The following is a 15,927-nucleotide window of genomic DNA, read 5'->3' as shown; positions in this document are numbered from 1 at the left end:
TGTACTTTATTCAATATTCACGGTCAATGTTTCAACGATGGCAGCAATGTTTTTAAGCATCTTTACTCGGGTCTCGGGATTGAGAAAGTAGAAATGGTCCCCTTCAAACTCAATATTTCCTAACCAATTTTCTGTGTGTTGTTGCCATGCATCCATCATTCTCTTATTAGGAATATCAGGATCCTGTTTGCCATAAAATACAACAATCGGAACCTCAGTCTTGTGTATGTTTTCCCTTAGTAATTGATCACTAAGATAGAAGTCGTTACGAATGATTTTGAGAAAGAATGTGAGTGCATCCTGATTATTTAAAATTTCATTAGGAAAATTATTGTATCGTTTTAATTCATCAATAATTTTTTCATCAGTTAGCTCATGCTTGTACCGCATATGTTGAATATAGCGATGCTCAGGTCGGCTACTTATAACGATTAATCTCAACTGATCACTTATGGTTTTTCCATTCAAATAATTGAGTACTTTCCAAATCAAGCCACCTCCTACACTATGTCCAAATAAAATAAACGGTGTGTCTGAATAAGCTTGTATTTCATTGGCAATTTGCATAGCCAATAGATCAGGATCATCGATCAGTGGTTCATTTATTTTTATACCATGCCCCGAATATTCAATGGGAATAATACGAATATTGTCAGAGATCTGCTTTTTCCATGGATGATAAATACTCGCGCTACTCCCCGCAGGCGGTAAACAGAACATATTATATTGAGGTTTATTCATTTAAGAATTCTCCAAATATTAAGCATTTTTCTTTTATAAAAAATGCTTAAATCAGGTTTCTGCGCTATTTTTTAAACAGAAATTGAAGCTAAATTTATAGTTTGAGTCGGTTGCCAAATGGCTGAATCACGATGTGTCACAAAAATAACCGTAGAAGAAAGAGTACGTATCGTTGTAACGATTTCCTGCTCAGTCTCTTCATCCAAAGCAGAGGTAGCTTCATCAAGTATTAAAATCGGCGCATTTTTGAGTAATGCTCGCGCAATTGCGACCCGCTGACGTTCACCACCAGACAATGCGGTGCCTTGTTTACCTACCGATTGATTAATTCCCTCTGAACTACGGTCAATCATTGCCCCTAATGCGGCATCTCTTGCAGCCTTTTCTATTTCATCATCAGTTGCATCAGGTTTTCCTAAACGGATATTTTCAGCCAGTGTTCCTGTGAACAAAATAGGTTCTTGTGTGACATAAGCGATATTCGAAACCAAATCTTCATATTTCATTTGATCAAGAGCTATGCCACCAAGGGTAATTTTTCCTCTTTGTGGATCATCAAACCGTGTAAGCAATTCAAGTAAAGTACTCTTACCACTACCGCTTGGTCCGGTAACCCATACTCTGCTCCCCAATGCGATGTCGAGAGTCATATTTTCAAGCGCTGGCGCATAGCTAACACCTTGTACCGAAATATGATGGCCAATAGGAATTTGAGGGTGTAATGGCTCAGGCAACTCAGGTGGATGTGTAATCTGATTAAAATTGCGCAGTGCAGCAAATAAATCATTGATATGCAACCCTGCGGTAGCAAGTTCACCTAACGGCGCTGCTGCACGTCCAATTAAGACGAGTAATGCCAATACCAAAGCAGCATGATTGACTCCAGCGATCGCCAGATATGTTGCCATCCCTGCAATGGGTAAAACACTTGCCAAGGTTGCAATAAAACTTGCAAATGCAGCAGCACGATTAATCCGTACTAATGTCTCTTCTTGCTCTTCCCAACGATGTTCTAGCCTTTGGACCGCACGTTCAGGACCAGCTGCTGTGCGTAATAATTCAACATGATCAACCAATTCCAGCGTTGCTTGTGAAGCCGCTAAATCGGCAGTATTACGCTTTTTATCAATATGCATGAGTGCACGTTGTGCTAGGAATTGAGCAAATAAAGAGAGTAAAAGTAAGCCTAAAGCGACAAATGCTACGCCTGCTCCGGCAAGCATGCCTATTCCTATTGTGAGAAACAAAGGCATAAAAGGCGCATGTAAAAAGGTTTGCAATTGATGAGCAGGGATACTCATAAACCCAGGAATTCCCTGTCCAGCAATTGTCTTAATCTGAGCACGCTGTTCATTGGTAAACCAAGAGAGCTTGGCACGAGCTAAAGATTTGCCTAACTCAGCAAATAGGTCTCCTGCTAAACGCACACCAGTAAGGAAGCCAGCACGAGTGACTATAACTGTCACTAATATTGCTGCAATTGCACTGATGAGAACCCAACTTGGAGACCATTGATTGACAATTGCAAATGCCAATACGGTATATGCGATTGCTTCAATTGCTGCAACAATGATCCATCCGATACCAACAATAATTAATTTTTGTTTGGCTGAACGAGGAAGCATCGAAAAAATCTGATCTTTATTTAATTTAGCAGGAGTATTCATAAAGATTTCCCTGAGTCAGTTGGGCCTTTAAGCACAAACCTGTTGTCGGCATGAGCAGCTAAGGCAAGATCATGAGTGACCATGACGATGGTTTTATTCTGGTTTTTAGCTAAGTGGCTTAATTCCAATATTATTTTTGTCGCATTGGTCTGGTCGAGTGCGCTCGTTGGCTCATCTAATAAAATAATAGGAGCTGAGGATAAAAAAGCACGCGCTATACCTATGCGCTGTTTTTCACCGCCTGAAAGTAAAGTTGCATCTGCATTTAAATCTACTTTTAATTGGGCCTTGAGTAATGCCTGCTCAAGTTGTTCATCATTTGCATTAATGGCAGATAAGGACAAGTTTTCTCTTACTGTGGTCGGTAATACATCTCCACCTTGTGGAATAAACAAAACCTTTTCATGTCTTAGTTTTTCATGTAATTGCAAAATATCTGTTTTTGCTAATTGAACGACACCTTCTTGCAATACAGCGAACCCAGCAAGTGCTCGCAGTAAGGTTGTTTTGCCAACTCCACTCGGCCCTGTAATTGCAGTCATTGAATTTTTTGGAAATGAATAACTTAATCGATCCAATACTTTTTGATTTTCGATTGCAAAGCTTGCATTAACTATTTCAAGTGTTACATCTTCCTCAATCTGTTGTAGATTGCCTGATGAGAGTACTGGCTCTTTTAAGAAAGCAGATAAACGAGTAGCTGCAGCCCGCCCAGCAGCGACATAATCAAGACCATGCCCTAAACGTAGCGAAGGTGTCACGATGGCCAAGCTAAAGAAAAGTGTTGCAGCCAAGGTCATGCTGTCGTATTGATAAGCTACAAAATAGGCTATGGCAAAGGTTGCAACAGCTTGTAGTAAGGCAGTGGCAACAGCAGCGAGTGTTGCGACTTTACTCACCCAAGACACCATATTTTGAGTGAAATTTTGTGCTGATTGAGTATAGGCTGTTAAAGCGCCTGATTGTTGCCCACATATTCGATTATCACGAATGCCGCGCGCATAATCATCAGCAGAACCAATAATATCTAACATGACCTGCATACGCGCAGCGCCATCCCGTTTTGATACATGGGGAACAATAATTAAATAATAGAGTGAAGCAATTGCCCCAGGTAATAATACCCAAAGTGCCATCGGGCCAACCAACACAACTAATAAAACAATAGAAACTAAAGGGATTACAGCAAAAATCGCAATTTCCGACGGTAAATGTGCCACCATATGGTGTAAGGTTGCGATATCGTCTGAAACCAGTCGTTTTAAGTTTTGGTCACCCTGTTTTGATAGGGTTGTGTTAGGTAACCGAATTAAATGATGAGCAATTTGACGACGTAATCGTGCCGAAAATCCAGCCTCTGCATCATGCACTAACCATGAAGCTAGTGCTGCCAATGCCGCCCCGACTATCCAAAAAACCGCTGAAAAGATCACCCAATAAGAAGATAAATAACCAATCAACTGAATCATGCCCCACAGGGCAGTTAAAATGGCTAAACCTGAAAATACGGCAGCAAGCGTACCTGCAAATAATTTAGGAAATGCTGGCTTGAGTGCAGGTGCCAAAGAAGAGTCTGTCATCAGATGAGATAACTTTAAATCAGACATGCTTATCTCTCTTTATATTCATAGAAAAAGCGGTACTTAAAATAAAATCTCGCTTCAATTGACCAGCAAGAATTGCCATTTCCGGCTTTAAAAAAGCATGAATAAGAAAATCATATAAAAAGTATTTTTTTAAAAACTTTAATTGCATCAAAAACTTCCTAACCACCCTATCAAAATATTTTTAGATCATTTTCTAGACTGTAAAAATTAATATGGTTTTGTCTAAATCATCTTGGTTGATATGACTAAAAGCCAACTGTACGTTTAGAGGCACCTTGTAAATCAAAAATAACGTCGTCAATTAAGTTATCAATCTGACGTGTATCTCGGTGATGTGCCGTAGTAATTAAATGAGCCATATTTCCAGAGGTTGCCAGATAATGCTTTTTCCAGATGTGCTCAGAAGGACACGGAAATACCACAGTGATTGAATTCGGATTCCGCCAAGCAGGAATGCCCACTGCTTGAAAGCGATCAACTGCGTACTGAGCCATTTTTAGACAATGTTGAATTCTCTGTCGTCTTTGTAAATTGGTTTGGCTACGTATTGCCGCCCACATCAACAAGACCGTATGGCCATTGCGAGAACCGCTAATGGTTTGATCCCGTGTAGAGATATAGTCCACATCTACCGATATACGCTCTACATTTTGGCGTTTGGCCACAACAATGCCACACGGAATCGGTGAACCAATCATTTTATGACCAGACACACAAATCGAGTCGATACCATGAGCAAAAGAAAATGCTTGAGGATGATCAACAAAAGGTAAAATCATGCCACTTAAGGCAGCGTCGGCATGAATATAATAATCTCGGCGCATGATTCCGATTTGCGCTAAGCGCTCTTGAATCATTTCAATATCATCAATTGCGCCGGTCATGGTCGTACCAATATTTGCAAAAATAATGGGGTGACTTTCTTTATTGGTTTTTATTTTATCGATTAAATCATCATAGTCGATTTCACCATTATCCAATGATTCAACCACGCAAGATTTCATCTGCAATAATTTGGCGATTTTTCCAACCGAATAATGCGTATCTTTTGAGTAATATAATGTGGAATCTGGAAATAGCTCACGCGCCAGATAGCAGCCAAACATATTACCTTCTGTGCCACCATTGGTTACGTATCCCCAGCTTTCCTCAAAAGGAATTTGAAAAATTTCAGCAAAATACGCCATCACATCTTTTTCAAAATCAAAAGAATTCAATGCGTAATTGCTATAGTCTTTCCAATCACCACAATTATTAATAGAGAATTTGAAAAAACGAAATAAAGCGGAATAATCAAAATCTGCAGATTCAGGATACCCAATATTGAAGTATTGATGTTTTAAACAGTAATTCCAGAATGTCTCTATTTTCTCTTGATCAGCAGGCGATAAAATCATTTTTTGCTCCGTTAATATGACGATTACAAGTCGTCTAAGGAGTCGCTATCAAAGATATAAATTTTATGTAAAATTTAGCGACCAGGATTTGTCGTATGCCTTATGAGGCAACCCTCTACCCTGCAATCCGTTGCCGTGCATCAACCAATGACCACCAATTTGATAAAGTGGGTGTGCGTCCTAATTCCTCAAAACTAATATTGATTCCCTGTGCTTTGAGTTCCGAAGAAAACTGCATAATTCGTAATGAGTCCAATCCATAAAGAATCAGGTTTTCTTCGGGATCTAATTCATCTTCTTCAATCAGTTGCTGGACCTTCTGCTCTAGCCAAGGTCGTGTAATGCCTGTTGCCACCTGCCCCACTACAGATTCGGTATCAGTGACTTGACCACAACGTGAAGATACATATTTCAAAGCTAAGCGATGTTCTTCTTCTGAAAAATCGGCAACTGCATCGCCAACCAAAAAGGGTTGTATGTCACTCATAAAGGCTTCAATTGCCGTAACCATACAACCGATATGAGCATAGACACCGCCAATAATGAGCTGATCACGATTCCAGTTTTGCATTCTTTCAAGCAAATCCGAACGTTTAAACGCGCTATAACGCCATTTCGTTAAGACAATGTCATGTTCAGCAGGAGAAAGTTGATCAATAATTTTTTGCTGATCGATTGTTGAGGCTGGCAAACCCGGCCCCCACATGGCATTCAGTAATGCACGATCTGCCGCTGGTTGTTCATAGGGCTGTGCTGTATAGACAACAGGAACATTGTTCCGATGTGCCCAACTTCTGAGTTGAATTAAATGATTAACAACCATTTTAATTAATTCACTTTCAGCATCGTAAAAATTTAAAAAGTAACGCTGCATATCATGAATTAATAAAACTGCTCGAGAAGGATCTAACTGCCAGTCTATTTTATTATTTGGATAACTCTCTCGTTTGGGCATGAGATAAGTAGAAATTTTTGAAATAGCCATATGCTGCTCAATATTTATTAAGATGTTGTAGATGTATTTAAAATGCTGCGAAGTTGTTTTTTGTCCACCTTACCGACTGCAGTCAGTGGCAAACTTTCGATTAATTTGATCTGGTCTGGAAGTTTGTATTGTGCAATACCCAACTCCATGAGATGGCGTCTGAGCACAACAGCTTTAAGTTCAGGATTCCGAGAAACAATAAAGGCACAACTCTTTTCACCGAATTGTTCATCAACAATTGCGACCAAAGCTGCGTGCATAACTTCCGGATGTAAAAGAATAAGTTTTTCTATTTCTTCCGAAGCAATCTTTTCACCACCACGGTTAATCTGGTCTTTAATTCTTCCTACTACCCGTAAATTGCCATCCGAAGTACGCTGCACGAGATCGCCCGAATAGTAATAGTTGTCTTCATCAAAGACCTGTGAATTATGTTCAGGGCTTTGGTAATAACCACAGAAGGTATAAGGTCCCCGAGTCGCAAGCATTCCTATTTCGCCTTCTGGGACTTCTTTATACTGCTCATCTACAATTTTGATTTCATCATCAGAACTGATAGGACGCCCTTGGGTGGTAAAAATTTGCTCATCGGAGTCATCGAGTCTGGTGTAATTGACCAAGCCTTCGGCCATTCCAAATACTTGTTGTAATTTACAATTGAGGACTTCAGGAACTTGACGGGCTAAAGATTCAGGAAAACTTGCTCCCCCCACTTGAAGCAACTTTAAAGACTGAATTTGATCTTTATATTGAGCTGCTTTTTCTAGCCACATAATGACAGCACTCGGCACTAAAGATGCCATATTGACTTGATGTCTTTGGATAATAGAAAAACAATTGAGCGGTTCAGGATTTGGTGCCATCACAACACATCCACCTGCATGTAAAACACCTAATGCACCGGGTGAACTCAACATAAAGTTATGCGGAGCTGGCAGAGCGCACAATAACCGAGTATTTGAGTTTAAACCGCAAATCTCGGCACTGGCCCGTACACTATAGTCGTAGTCATTATGCGTTCGTGGAATAAGTTTTGGTGTTCCCGTACTTCCACCTGACAATTGAAAGAAAGCAACTTCATCAGCAGGTGTAGATGAAAAATCGACAAAGGTCTCTGCTGATGTTTCAATCCAGTCTAATAATCCGAAATCGGTAGCTTGATGATTGAGCATCAAAATAATTTCAGGACTTAAATTTACTTCATGAAGTGAGTCAATAAATTGATTATTGCTAAAGACTTCATGCTGACGCGAACCAATTAAAAGCTTAGGTTGAATCTGTTTAATAAAGGCATTTAGTTCATATTGGCGATGACTATATAGCGCATTGAGCACAACCACACCAGCCTTAAGCAAGGCAAAAAAGACAATATAAAACTCCGCAACATTGGGAAGTTGTACTAAAGCAGTATCACCCTTGCCCAAGCCTTTTTCAGCTAGTCGAGTAGCTAAATTTGTTGATAGCCGGTCCAGCTCGATATAACTCAACTGACGCTCACCACAAATAATTGCCGGCGAATGCGGATACGATTGAACCCCTACCGTTAAAATGCGCGTCAAAGGTTGGTCAATCCAATAACCTTTATTTCGATAGTGTTGCGCTCTCTCTGAAGACCAGCGAACAAACTCAATCAACTGTTTTTTCATGACATTCTAAATATTCAATTTAATTTAATGGTTATCAAGCTATTGATTCTTCGTAAATTTTCTTACATATCGGCATAAATATTTAATTTGAATACCGACAAAAGAAAATTCTTAAGACGGACAAGCTATATATTCACAGCAAAATTGGAAATGATTAACAAATGCAACTGGTAATCATTTTCATTTGTTTGTATGATGCTGAAACAAGATTAATTTGTCAACCGAGTTATCGTTCAATGTGTGAATTAACTTCGATGCAAGCGGCCTGCTGGTTTGGTCGCTCTGGCAACGCAACTTTAGGTGGGGTTGCTGCCCACCTCTATGCAGAATTTGACGGTCAATTTATTGATCTACAAAAATTACATTTAGCACTTCAACGACTTTATAAAGAACACCCTATTTTGAGGTTAAGTTTGAGCGCCGATGGCATCGCAAACATTATGTCTGAGAAGACTCAACAGATATTAGAAGTCGATGATTTTTCAAAGCTTAGCGATCATCAAATTGAGCAAATGCTCATGCAAAAACGCGAGCAATGGACCCATCAAAAACTTGATTTAAGTCAGGGTCAAACTGCAAGATTTTCTGTAAGTGTTCTTAAAAATAATATTTTCCGTTTTCATGTAGATACGGACATGATTGCTATAGATCCTTCCAGCTTTTTGAACTTAATGGAAGATCTTTCTTTGTTTTATGAAGACCCAGAAATATCATTCTCCCATCCGCCTAATTTTTTTGACTGGTATCAAAAAATACGGACAGACCCTGACCTAAAAAAATTAAACCAACGAGACCGCTTATGGTGGAAACAACGTCTGCCTCATATTAGCCCTGCTCCGTCTCTACCTTTCATTAATCAAGAATTCAAAACAGCAAAAAGTGATCGTTTAAGTACGTGGTTATCGCCGGAAGAACGAAAAGCATTACAGCAACTTGCTAGAGAACAACACATTACTGTGACTAACCTGATATTAGGTTTATTTGCCTATACGCTTGGTCATGCAACCAAAGATCACAGCTTCCGATTGAATATTCCTACTTTTTGGCGCGAACCGGTTTTAAAAAATGTCGAAGGCACTATTGGCGATTTTGCTAATTTAGTCATTCTAAATGTCGATATGAAAGAGACAACTACCTTATCCGTATTCTGCAAACAAATAGCAAATCAAATGCTTGAGTTATTAGAGCATTCACATTATTCGGGTGTTAATGTTCTACGTGACCTATCCCGTTATCATGGTAGTGCACAGATTGCTCCCGTGGTATTTACAGCGGCACTTGATTTAGAAAATGATAATTTACTTTCCGAACGTGTCCGCCGTGTTTTTGGCTCAATGAATTGGGTCATTTCACAAGGGCCACAAGTTGCACTTGATGCACAAGTTGCTCATGTAGATGACGGTATTTTAGTTAACTGGGACATCCGTTTAGATGCTCTACCCAAAGAATGGATCACGAATTTATTTAAATCTTTCATTCATTTACTTAAAAATCTTGCAGCGCACCCTGAACAACTTAATACACAAATTATAAGCCCAGCCCAAAATACTCCATCAGATCGTACATCCCAAAAATCATTAAACGCGTTACAGCAAGCCTACCTATTAGGCCGAACTCAAGCCCTTCCTTTAGGTGGTGTTGCCATGCAAGAGTTTAGGCAGTATCACGGCGAAATGGATATTGTTTTATTAAAACAACGATTGACAGAAATGGTACGGCGGCATGACAGCTTACGAACCTATATTGATAAAAATAGGTTAGTACAATATGTAAGCAATCAAGTGAGTATCAATTTAAAAGAAATAGACCTAACTACATGGGAACCTGAACGTGCTTCTCACCACATCGAGTCCTATAAAAATAGTTATACGCATGAGCTATTTGATTTAAATCAGTCGCCTTGGAATATCACCGTCTTTTTATTAAAAAATAATTTATTAACGATTTTTGTCCGCTTTGATGCATTAATTTTAGATGGCCGATCTATAGCTTCACTAATGTTAGAGCTATTCGATGGACAACAACATGATATCCAAACGCAAATAGAAGAAAATGAAGTTGAAAATAGCTTGTCTGTTCATCAGGCAGATATGGCTTACTGGGAAAGAAAATTTTCTAAATTATCGGCTATTCCTGCGCTTCCGTGGAAAACACCCTTACAGCATTTATCGACTTCACATTACCAACGTAACAGTCTGGTTATAGAAAAAGATCAATTTAAACAGTTGTCTAAAATTGGAGCGAAACATTCACTGTTTAAAAACTCAGTCATCATGGCGATTATTTTGGAAGTGCTATCTCATTGGAACACTGACAAATCTCTATGTGTTGCTGTTCCTACACTTCCCCTCTATGCCGGACCATTTTCCAATAGTTCTACGTTTATTGCTGTTGAGTGGAAAACTTCAGATCAATTTGCTGAACAAGCAAACCGTTTGCAAACTGAAGTTTTAGAGGGTTTACAGCATCTTTCATTTTCAGGCGTTGATCTCGCTCGACTATTATTTGAAAAAGTTGGCACTGCTCCAGTATTACCGATTGTAATTACAAATGGTTTGTCATGGCCTGTATTATCTGAATCTCATCCTATTCAGCAACTAGATGGCCTTACTCAAACACCTCAAGTTGCAATTGATATTCGCTTTAGCACAAGAAATGACGGCGCTTTGATTTTCGATATTGATTATGCCCAAGAAGCATTTCCATCCCACATGATTGATGATTTCTTGAATGCACTACAATTGGCAATCAAGCAAATTATTGGTTCAGAAATATTCAGTTTTGATCTCAGTAATTTTTTCAGTGAGCTTCAAAATAAACGGCCATATTTCAAGAATAATGAGTCCGATCATTCATCTATACCACTTGAAAATAATGCTAAACAGCAAAATCAACTACTCGATATTTATTTAGAAGTGATAGGCCAACCACCAAATAAGGAAGTGGACAGCTCAACTCATTTTACTCATCTCGGGCTGCGTCCACATCATTTAAAGGTCGTTTCAAAACGTATCAATGAGACATACGCGATTCAGCTCTCACCTGTTCAACTTATTCAATGTCGTAATATTGCTGATGTAGAGAAACTACTAACACCACATTAATTCGTATTTTTAACTTTCATAATTTTGGAAACAGATAAAGTATAAACATGAAAAAAATAGATATTACCGGAATTGGTATTGGGCCATTCAACTTAGGTTTAGCTGCTCTTTTGTCTCATCATCCCGAAATCAAAAGCGTATTTTTAGAACGTAAACCAGAATTTCGATGGCATGAAGGGTTGCTATTGCAAGGCACAACATTACAAGTTCCTTTCTTTGCCGACTTGGTTACTATGGCCAATCCTTGCCATCCCTTAGGCTATATTAATTATTTACATCAACATGATCGCTTACATCAGTTTTATTATTACGATAGTTTTTTAATTCCACGCCGTGAATATGATCATTATTGCCGTTGGGCTTCAAAACAATTACCCGATTGTCGATTTGGAGAAAACGTAAGTCATGTGGAATATGATGCCAAGCTCGATAAATTTACTATAGAAAGTGAATCAGCCTCGGGCGAAAAACAAAAATATATAAGCCAAAATCTGGCGATTGGCATTGGAACAAAACCTCGAATTCCTAAATGGCTAGAAACATGCAAACACCCTTTGGTAAAACATTCAGCGGAGTTTGCAAAAATTCAGGAACAACTCAAGCAATGTAAACAGGTCACGGTTATTGGTTCGGGCCAAAGTGCAGCAGAATGCGTACTTGCTTTATTTAATTCACTTACACCAGAACAAGTAAAAGCAGGTGCATCTATTCGTTGGATCACACGTTCTGCCGGCTTTCACCCGATGGAATATTCTAAACTTGGACAAGAGTGCTTTACCCCTGCATATATGCAATATTTCCAAAGCCTGCCTAGAGATAAACGCCGCGATATTGCTGCTAGTCAGGGCCTGATCTATAAAGGAATTAGTTTCTCAACCATTGGTGATATATATGATGTACTTTATGAGCGTTCAGTGGCCGGTGAAAAATCCGGTTTAAGCCTATACACAAGCTGCGAAGTTGAATCGGTTGAAGAACTTGAATCGGGTTCTCTGCGTTTAACCTGTTTACACACCCAACTCGATCAACGTTGCGAATTAGAAACTGATGCCCTTGTCGCAGCTACAGGCTATGTTCATGATTGGCCTGAATGGTTCCAAAATATGAAAGGTTCTATTTTAGCTGTTGATGATAAAAATGATTGTATTGTTCAAGAAGACTTTACGGCTTTACGTTGTGATCAGGGACAAGGTCGAATTTTCATTCAAAATGCTGAGATTTTTCAGCAAGGCGTTGGTTCTCCAGATTTAGGAATCGGAGCAACTCGAAACTCAGTAATTATTAATCAATTACTGGGGCGTAATGCTTATCGAATTCCTAAACAGTCTTCTTTCCAGCACTATGGTTTGCCAAAATAAAATATAAATATCATAAAAAAACCCGCGATTGCGGGTTTTTTATTCGGTTGAAGATTACAACAAATTAAAAGTCATATGATACAGATAGCATATACGTTCTTGGTGCACCTAAAGCCAAATTCGTCAATTGTGGCTGTGCCCAATACGCTTTGTTGGTTAAGTTATAGATATTGGCGCGGAAAGTAACTGGGTGGTTCTCGACTTTCGTGCTATAGCGTGCGCCAACATCTAAGAGCGTACGCCCAGGTACGGACAAGGTATTTTCTGCATTAATATATTGCTTGGAAACTGCATTGATATTTCCTGATAAGGTTAAAGTCCCTTGTGCTACTTGAGTATCCCACTCTGCTCCAAGCTTAGCCTGATTTTTTGGCACAGCAACTGCTGTATGACCATCGTTTCCTCCACTCTTAGTCTTGGTAAGTTCAGGATCAAGATAGGTAAAGCCCCCCATTAAACGTACATGTTCAATCGGTGAACCAAAGAATGACCATTCAATACCACGATTTCGTTGTTCTCCATCCGAAACAAAGGTAGGTAAGTTATTCACAAGCTGTGAAGGATCTGAATAACTATTTGGTTTGGTAATTTCAAATGCACTCAATGTATGCGCAAATGTCCCCAAATCAACCTTCAAACCAAGTTCCTGTTGTTTGGTTTTTTGAGGAGGAAATATTGTCCCTTTATTTGATGTAGTTGCAGGTGCCTGATCTCCCTTTGTCAAACCTTCAATATAGTTTGCATAAACAGAAATTTTATCAGTCGCTTTAATCAGTAAGGCGACACCAGGCGTGGTTGCTGATTTAGCATTTTCAGGCAATGTATTAACAGAACTTGTTGCTTTTACAGTCTGATGACGAAGTCCTAAAGTCAACTGTACTTTATCTTGAGCAAACGACAATGTATCGGCTAAACCGAAGCTAGAGGTGGAGAGTGTCGAATGAAATAGAAACGGCGGTGTAAATTCCGGTTTAGGCCCCCAATTTGGATTTGGATCATAAATATTCGTAATAACAGGCTTACTAAAACCTGGGATAATTCTATAACCATAATCATCTTGTGCATGATTATAGTAGGTTGCATTGGCGACCCATTGATGTTTCACAGGCCCCGTCTCAAACTTACCTTTAAAACCAGCATCTGCTGATTTTTTATCGACGTCAAAAGCAAGTTGTCCAAGTGTTGAACTCAGTGTTCCAGTGCTACTCGTAATCGTTCCTGCACTTGCCCCATTATATTTATATTGGGTTGTACTTTGTCCATAAGCCGCATATGCCATTAACTGATCAGAAAAATCATATTCGCCACGAATCATGGCACCTTTATCTTTGGTTTCAACAGAGCCCCAATCCGGACTAAGTAAGGTATCCGCTTTCGGTGGTTTCGGAATTCCAACTGCAGTAGAGACGTTAACACCACGTGTTACACCATCAACATGATCTAAGGCATCGTAAGCATCAACAAAAACACGTGCTTTTTCACCTTGCCAATCTAAGCCAAGCGAAAATAAACGACTTTCTTTCGACTGATCATTAACTGCTGCATCACCATCTCGATACATCCCATTGATACGAACGCCGAATTCTTTATTTTCACCAAATCTTCTTCCAACATCGACATGTCCACCAAACTGAGCATCCGACATATAAGTTGTGGTCAATCGTGCAAACGGTTCATCAGCCGCATATTTGGTCACTAGATTTACCGTTCCACCCACCGATCCTGCTGGCGGCATCCCATTTAACAAAGCGGAAGGACCTTTCAACACCTCAACGCGGCTAAACATTTCCGGAGAAGTTCGATAAAACGGTGTGATACCAAAAAGTCCGTTCATTGACATATCATTCGTGCTCGAAGCATATCCACGAATATAATAGTTTTCACTCCAACCACCACTTGCACCGTTGGTATATATCGATGGATCAGTTGCTGCAATCACTTCTGTAATATCTTTTGCCTGTTTATCTTCGATATATTTATCTGTATAACTAATCGTATTAAATGGCGTATCTAGAAATTTTTTACTACCGAGAAATCCAACATTGCTCGATGTTGCAACTTGTCCACCTGCATAAGTATCGTCTTGTTCAGCTTTTACGGTAATTGCTGGTAAAGCTGCTACATTTGTTTGAGCAGCTTGTTGTTGTTCTAGAGTTTTTGTTGAATTATCAATAACAGCAGCATAGGTATTTGATGCACATAGTACAAATACAGTGCCTAATGCATAGCCTAATCGAAGGGCCATTTGTGCAGATGCAATACCATTTAATACAAAAGAACGGTGATTAATTCTTTGATCATTCCCACTTTTAAAATTACGGTTATCGCTAACGTTGTTCATTGAAAGACCTTTAATGTTGTGATTCATTTTTTATTGACTATCTGCTTAAAGTACAAAGCAAAATAGTGAAAATTTATGCTGTAAAATTTGATTACGTGATGTGCATAAAAATTTATTGGTAGCCTTTTTTTACATCTTCCATCACTATTTTAAGTGAGGTTGGGCTTGCAGCCGTGGTGTACCACGCATCGGCATCGACAAAAATGACACGACCGTTTTTCCACGCTTTGGTTTGACGTAATAATGGATTTTCAACACTGGCAGCATTAATGTTTGAGCGATGTTCCATCACAGCAGTTCGGTCCACGATATAGAGAATATCCGGGTCCGCTTTTTTGATGAATTCACTCGAAATTGGTTGCCCATGTAGACTTGTATCCACCACACCACTTGCAGGCTTTACCCCAAAAGCATTAAAAATAAAGCCATAGCGTGACTGAATACCAAAATTACTAAATGCCCCATTGTTATGAAGAACGACTAACGCTCTTTCTGGGCGATTGGCCGTTACGGCTTGTACTTGCTTCACCTGTTCATCAAGTTCAGAAACTTTCTGGCGGGCTAAATCTTCTTTATTAAATATTTTTCCTAAGGTCATCATATGGTCTTTAACCAGACCAATATGATTACTCTCACTATTGTTGAAGTTAATATCGTAATGAATGGTCGGGGCAATTTTTGACAGTTCCTGATACTGATTAACGTGTAATGGTGTCATCAAAATCAAGTCTGGTTTTAATGCATATATCCGTTCCATATTGGGTTGTACAATTGCACCCAAATCCTGAATTTGTGTATCTTTTTTATATTTTTCCAAAAAGTGTGGAACATAATCTTTTGGCATTCCCATAATCGGGACATTCAGTTGATCTAAAAAGTCAGCTTCATTCATATCAAGTACGGCAACGCGTTGCGGTAGATGATCTATCACCGTGGTTCCAAGCGCATGTTTTACCGTAATCGGTTCTGCTAGCTTCTGAGAAGCCTGAGTGGTATCTGCAACTTTTTGATCACATGCTTGTAGAGTGACAGCTGCCGCTATGATGAGGGCGACTCCCCCATACTTTTTCTTCCAGTTCAT

General features: G+C 39.3%; 11 protein-coding genes. 2 read left to right on the top strand and 9 right to left on the bottom strand.

What is annotated here, in order from left to right:
• Positions 1-6: 6 nt before the first annotated feature.
• The 7 genes from basH to basE all read right to left on the bottom strand — a co-directional run bounded on the left by basH (position 7) and on the right by basE (position 8,043).
• Positions 7-741 (bottom strand): acinetobactin biosynthesis thioesterase BasH, encoded by a 735-nt coding sequence (gene basH, locus AAC388_RS05325; RefSeq protein ID WP_262460670.1) that lies wholly within the window; start codon positions 739-741, stop codon positions 7-9.
• A 71-nt stretch (positions 742-812) separates the two neighbouring features.
• Positions 813-2,408 (bottom strand): acinetobactin export ABC transporter permease/ATP-binding subunit BarB, encoded by a 1,596-nt coding sequence (gene barB, locus AAC388_RS05320; protein WP_262460668.1) that lies wholly within the window; start codon positions 2,406-2,408, stop codon positions 813-815.
• A complete protein-coding gene (barA, locus tag AAC388_RS05315; RefSeq protein ID WP_342371289.1) occupies positions 2,405-4,015 on the bottom strand; it encodes an acinetobactin export ABC transporter permease/ATP-binding subunit BarA in 1,611 nt (536 codons plus the stop codon). Before barA ends, barB begins: the two co-directional genes overlap by 4 nt.
• Positions 4,008-4,163: a hypothetical protein gene (locus tag AAC388_RS05310; protein WP_001176132.1), complete on the bottom strand. Its 156-nt coding sequence runs from the start codon at positions 4,161-4,163 to the stop codon at positions 4,008-4,010. Before AAC388_RS05310 ends, barA begins: the two co-directional genes overlap by 8 nt.
• Positions 4,164-4,260: 97 nt before the next feature.
• Positions 4,261-5,412 (bottom strand): acinetobactin biosynthesis histidine decarboxylase BasG, encoded by a 1,152-nt coding sequence (gene basG / locus AAC388_RS05305; RefSeq protein WP_262448037.1) that lies wholly within the window; start codon positions 5,410-5,412, stop codon positions 4,261-4,263.
• Positions 5,413-5,527: 115 nt separating this feature from the next.
• Positions 5,528-6,397 carry an acinetobactin biosynthesis bifunctional isochorismatase/aryl carrier protein BasF gene (basF, locus tag AAC388_RS05300; RefSeq protein WP_262448038.1) on the bottom strand — a complete coding sequence of 290 codons (870 nt, stop codon included), beginning with the start codon at positions 6,395-6,397 and terminating at the stop codon, positions 5,528-5,530.
• Between the two features lie 17 nt (positions 6,398-6,414).
• Positions 6,415-8,043, bottom strand: coding sequence for a (2,3-dihydroxybenzoyl)adenylate synthase BasE (basE, locus tag AAC388_RS05295; RefSeq protein ID WP_342371288.1), 1,629 nt, complete (start codon positions 8,041-8,043; stop codon positions 6,415-6,417).
• A gap of 161 nt (positions 8,044-8,204) precedes the next feature.
• Here basE and basD point away from each other — a divergent pair, with 161 nt between their 5' ends.
• A complete protein-coding gene (gene basD, locus AAC388_RS05290) occupies positions 8,205-11,147 on the top strand; it encodes an acinetobactin non-ribosomal peptide synthetase subunit BasD (protein WP_342371287.1) in 2,943 nt (980 codons plus the stop codon).
• 47 nt (positions 11,148-11,194) lie between these two features.
• Positions 11,195-12,505 (top strand): putative histamine N-monooxygenase, encoded by a 1,311-nt coding sequence (gene basC / locus AAC388_RS05285; protein WP_342371286.1) that lies wholly within the window; start codon positions 11,195-11,197, stop codon positions 12,503-12,505.
• 64 nt (positions 12,506-12,569) lie between these two features.
• On the opposite strand, the gene bauA is transcribed toward basC, so the two are convergent.
• Positions 12,570-14,873, bottom strand: a complete 2,304-nt coding sequence (bauA, locus tag AAC388_RS05280) for a TonB-dependent ferric acinetobactin receptor BauA (protein ID WP_342371285.1) — start codon at positions 14,871-14,873, stop codon at positions 12,570-12,572.
• An 85-nt stretch (positions 14,874-14,958) separates the two neighbouring features.
• On the bottom strand, positions 14,959-15,927 hold the full coding sequence (gene bauB, locus AAC388_RS05275) for a siderophore-binding periplasmic lipoprotein BauB (protein ID WP_078221189.1): 969 nt from the start codon (positions 15,925-15,927) through the stop codon (positions 14,959-14,961).

The organism is Acinetobacter sp. D009 (genome assembly GCF_038562025.1).
Taxonomy (GTDB): domain Bacteria; phylum Pseudomonadota; class Gammaproteobacteria; order Pseudomonadales; family Moraxellaceae; genus Acinetobacter; species Acinetobacter pittii.
The sequence above is the reverse complement of the archived record's forward strand: the minus strand, read 5'-3'. Positions and strand labels throughout refer to the sequence as shown.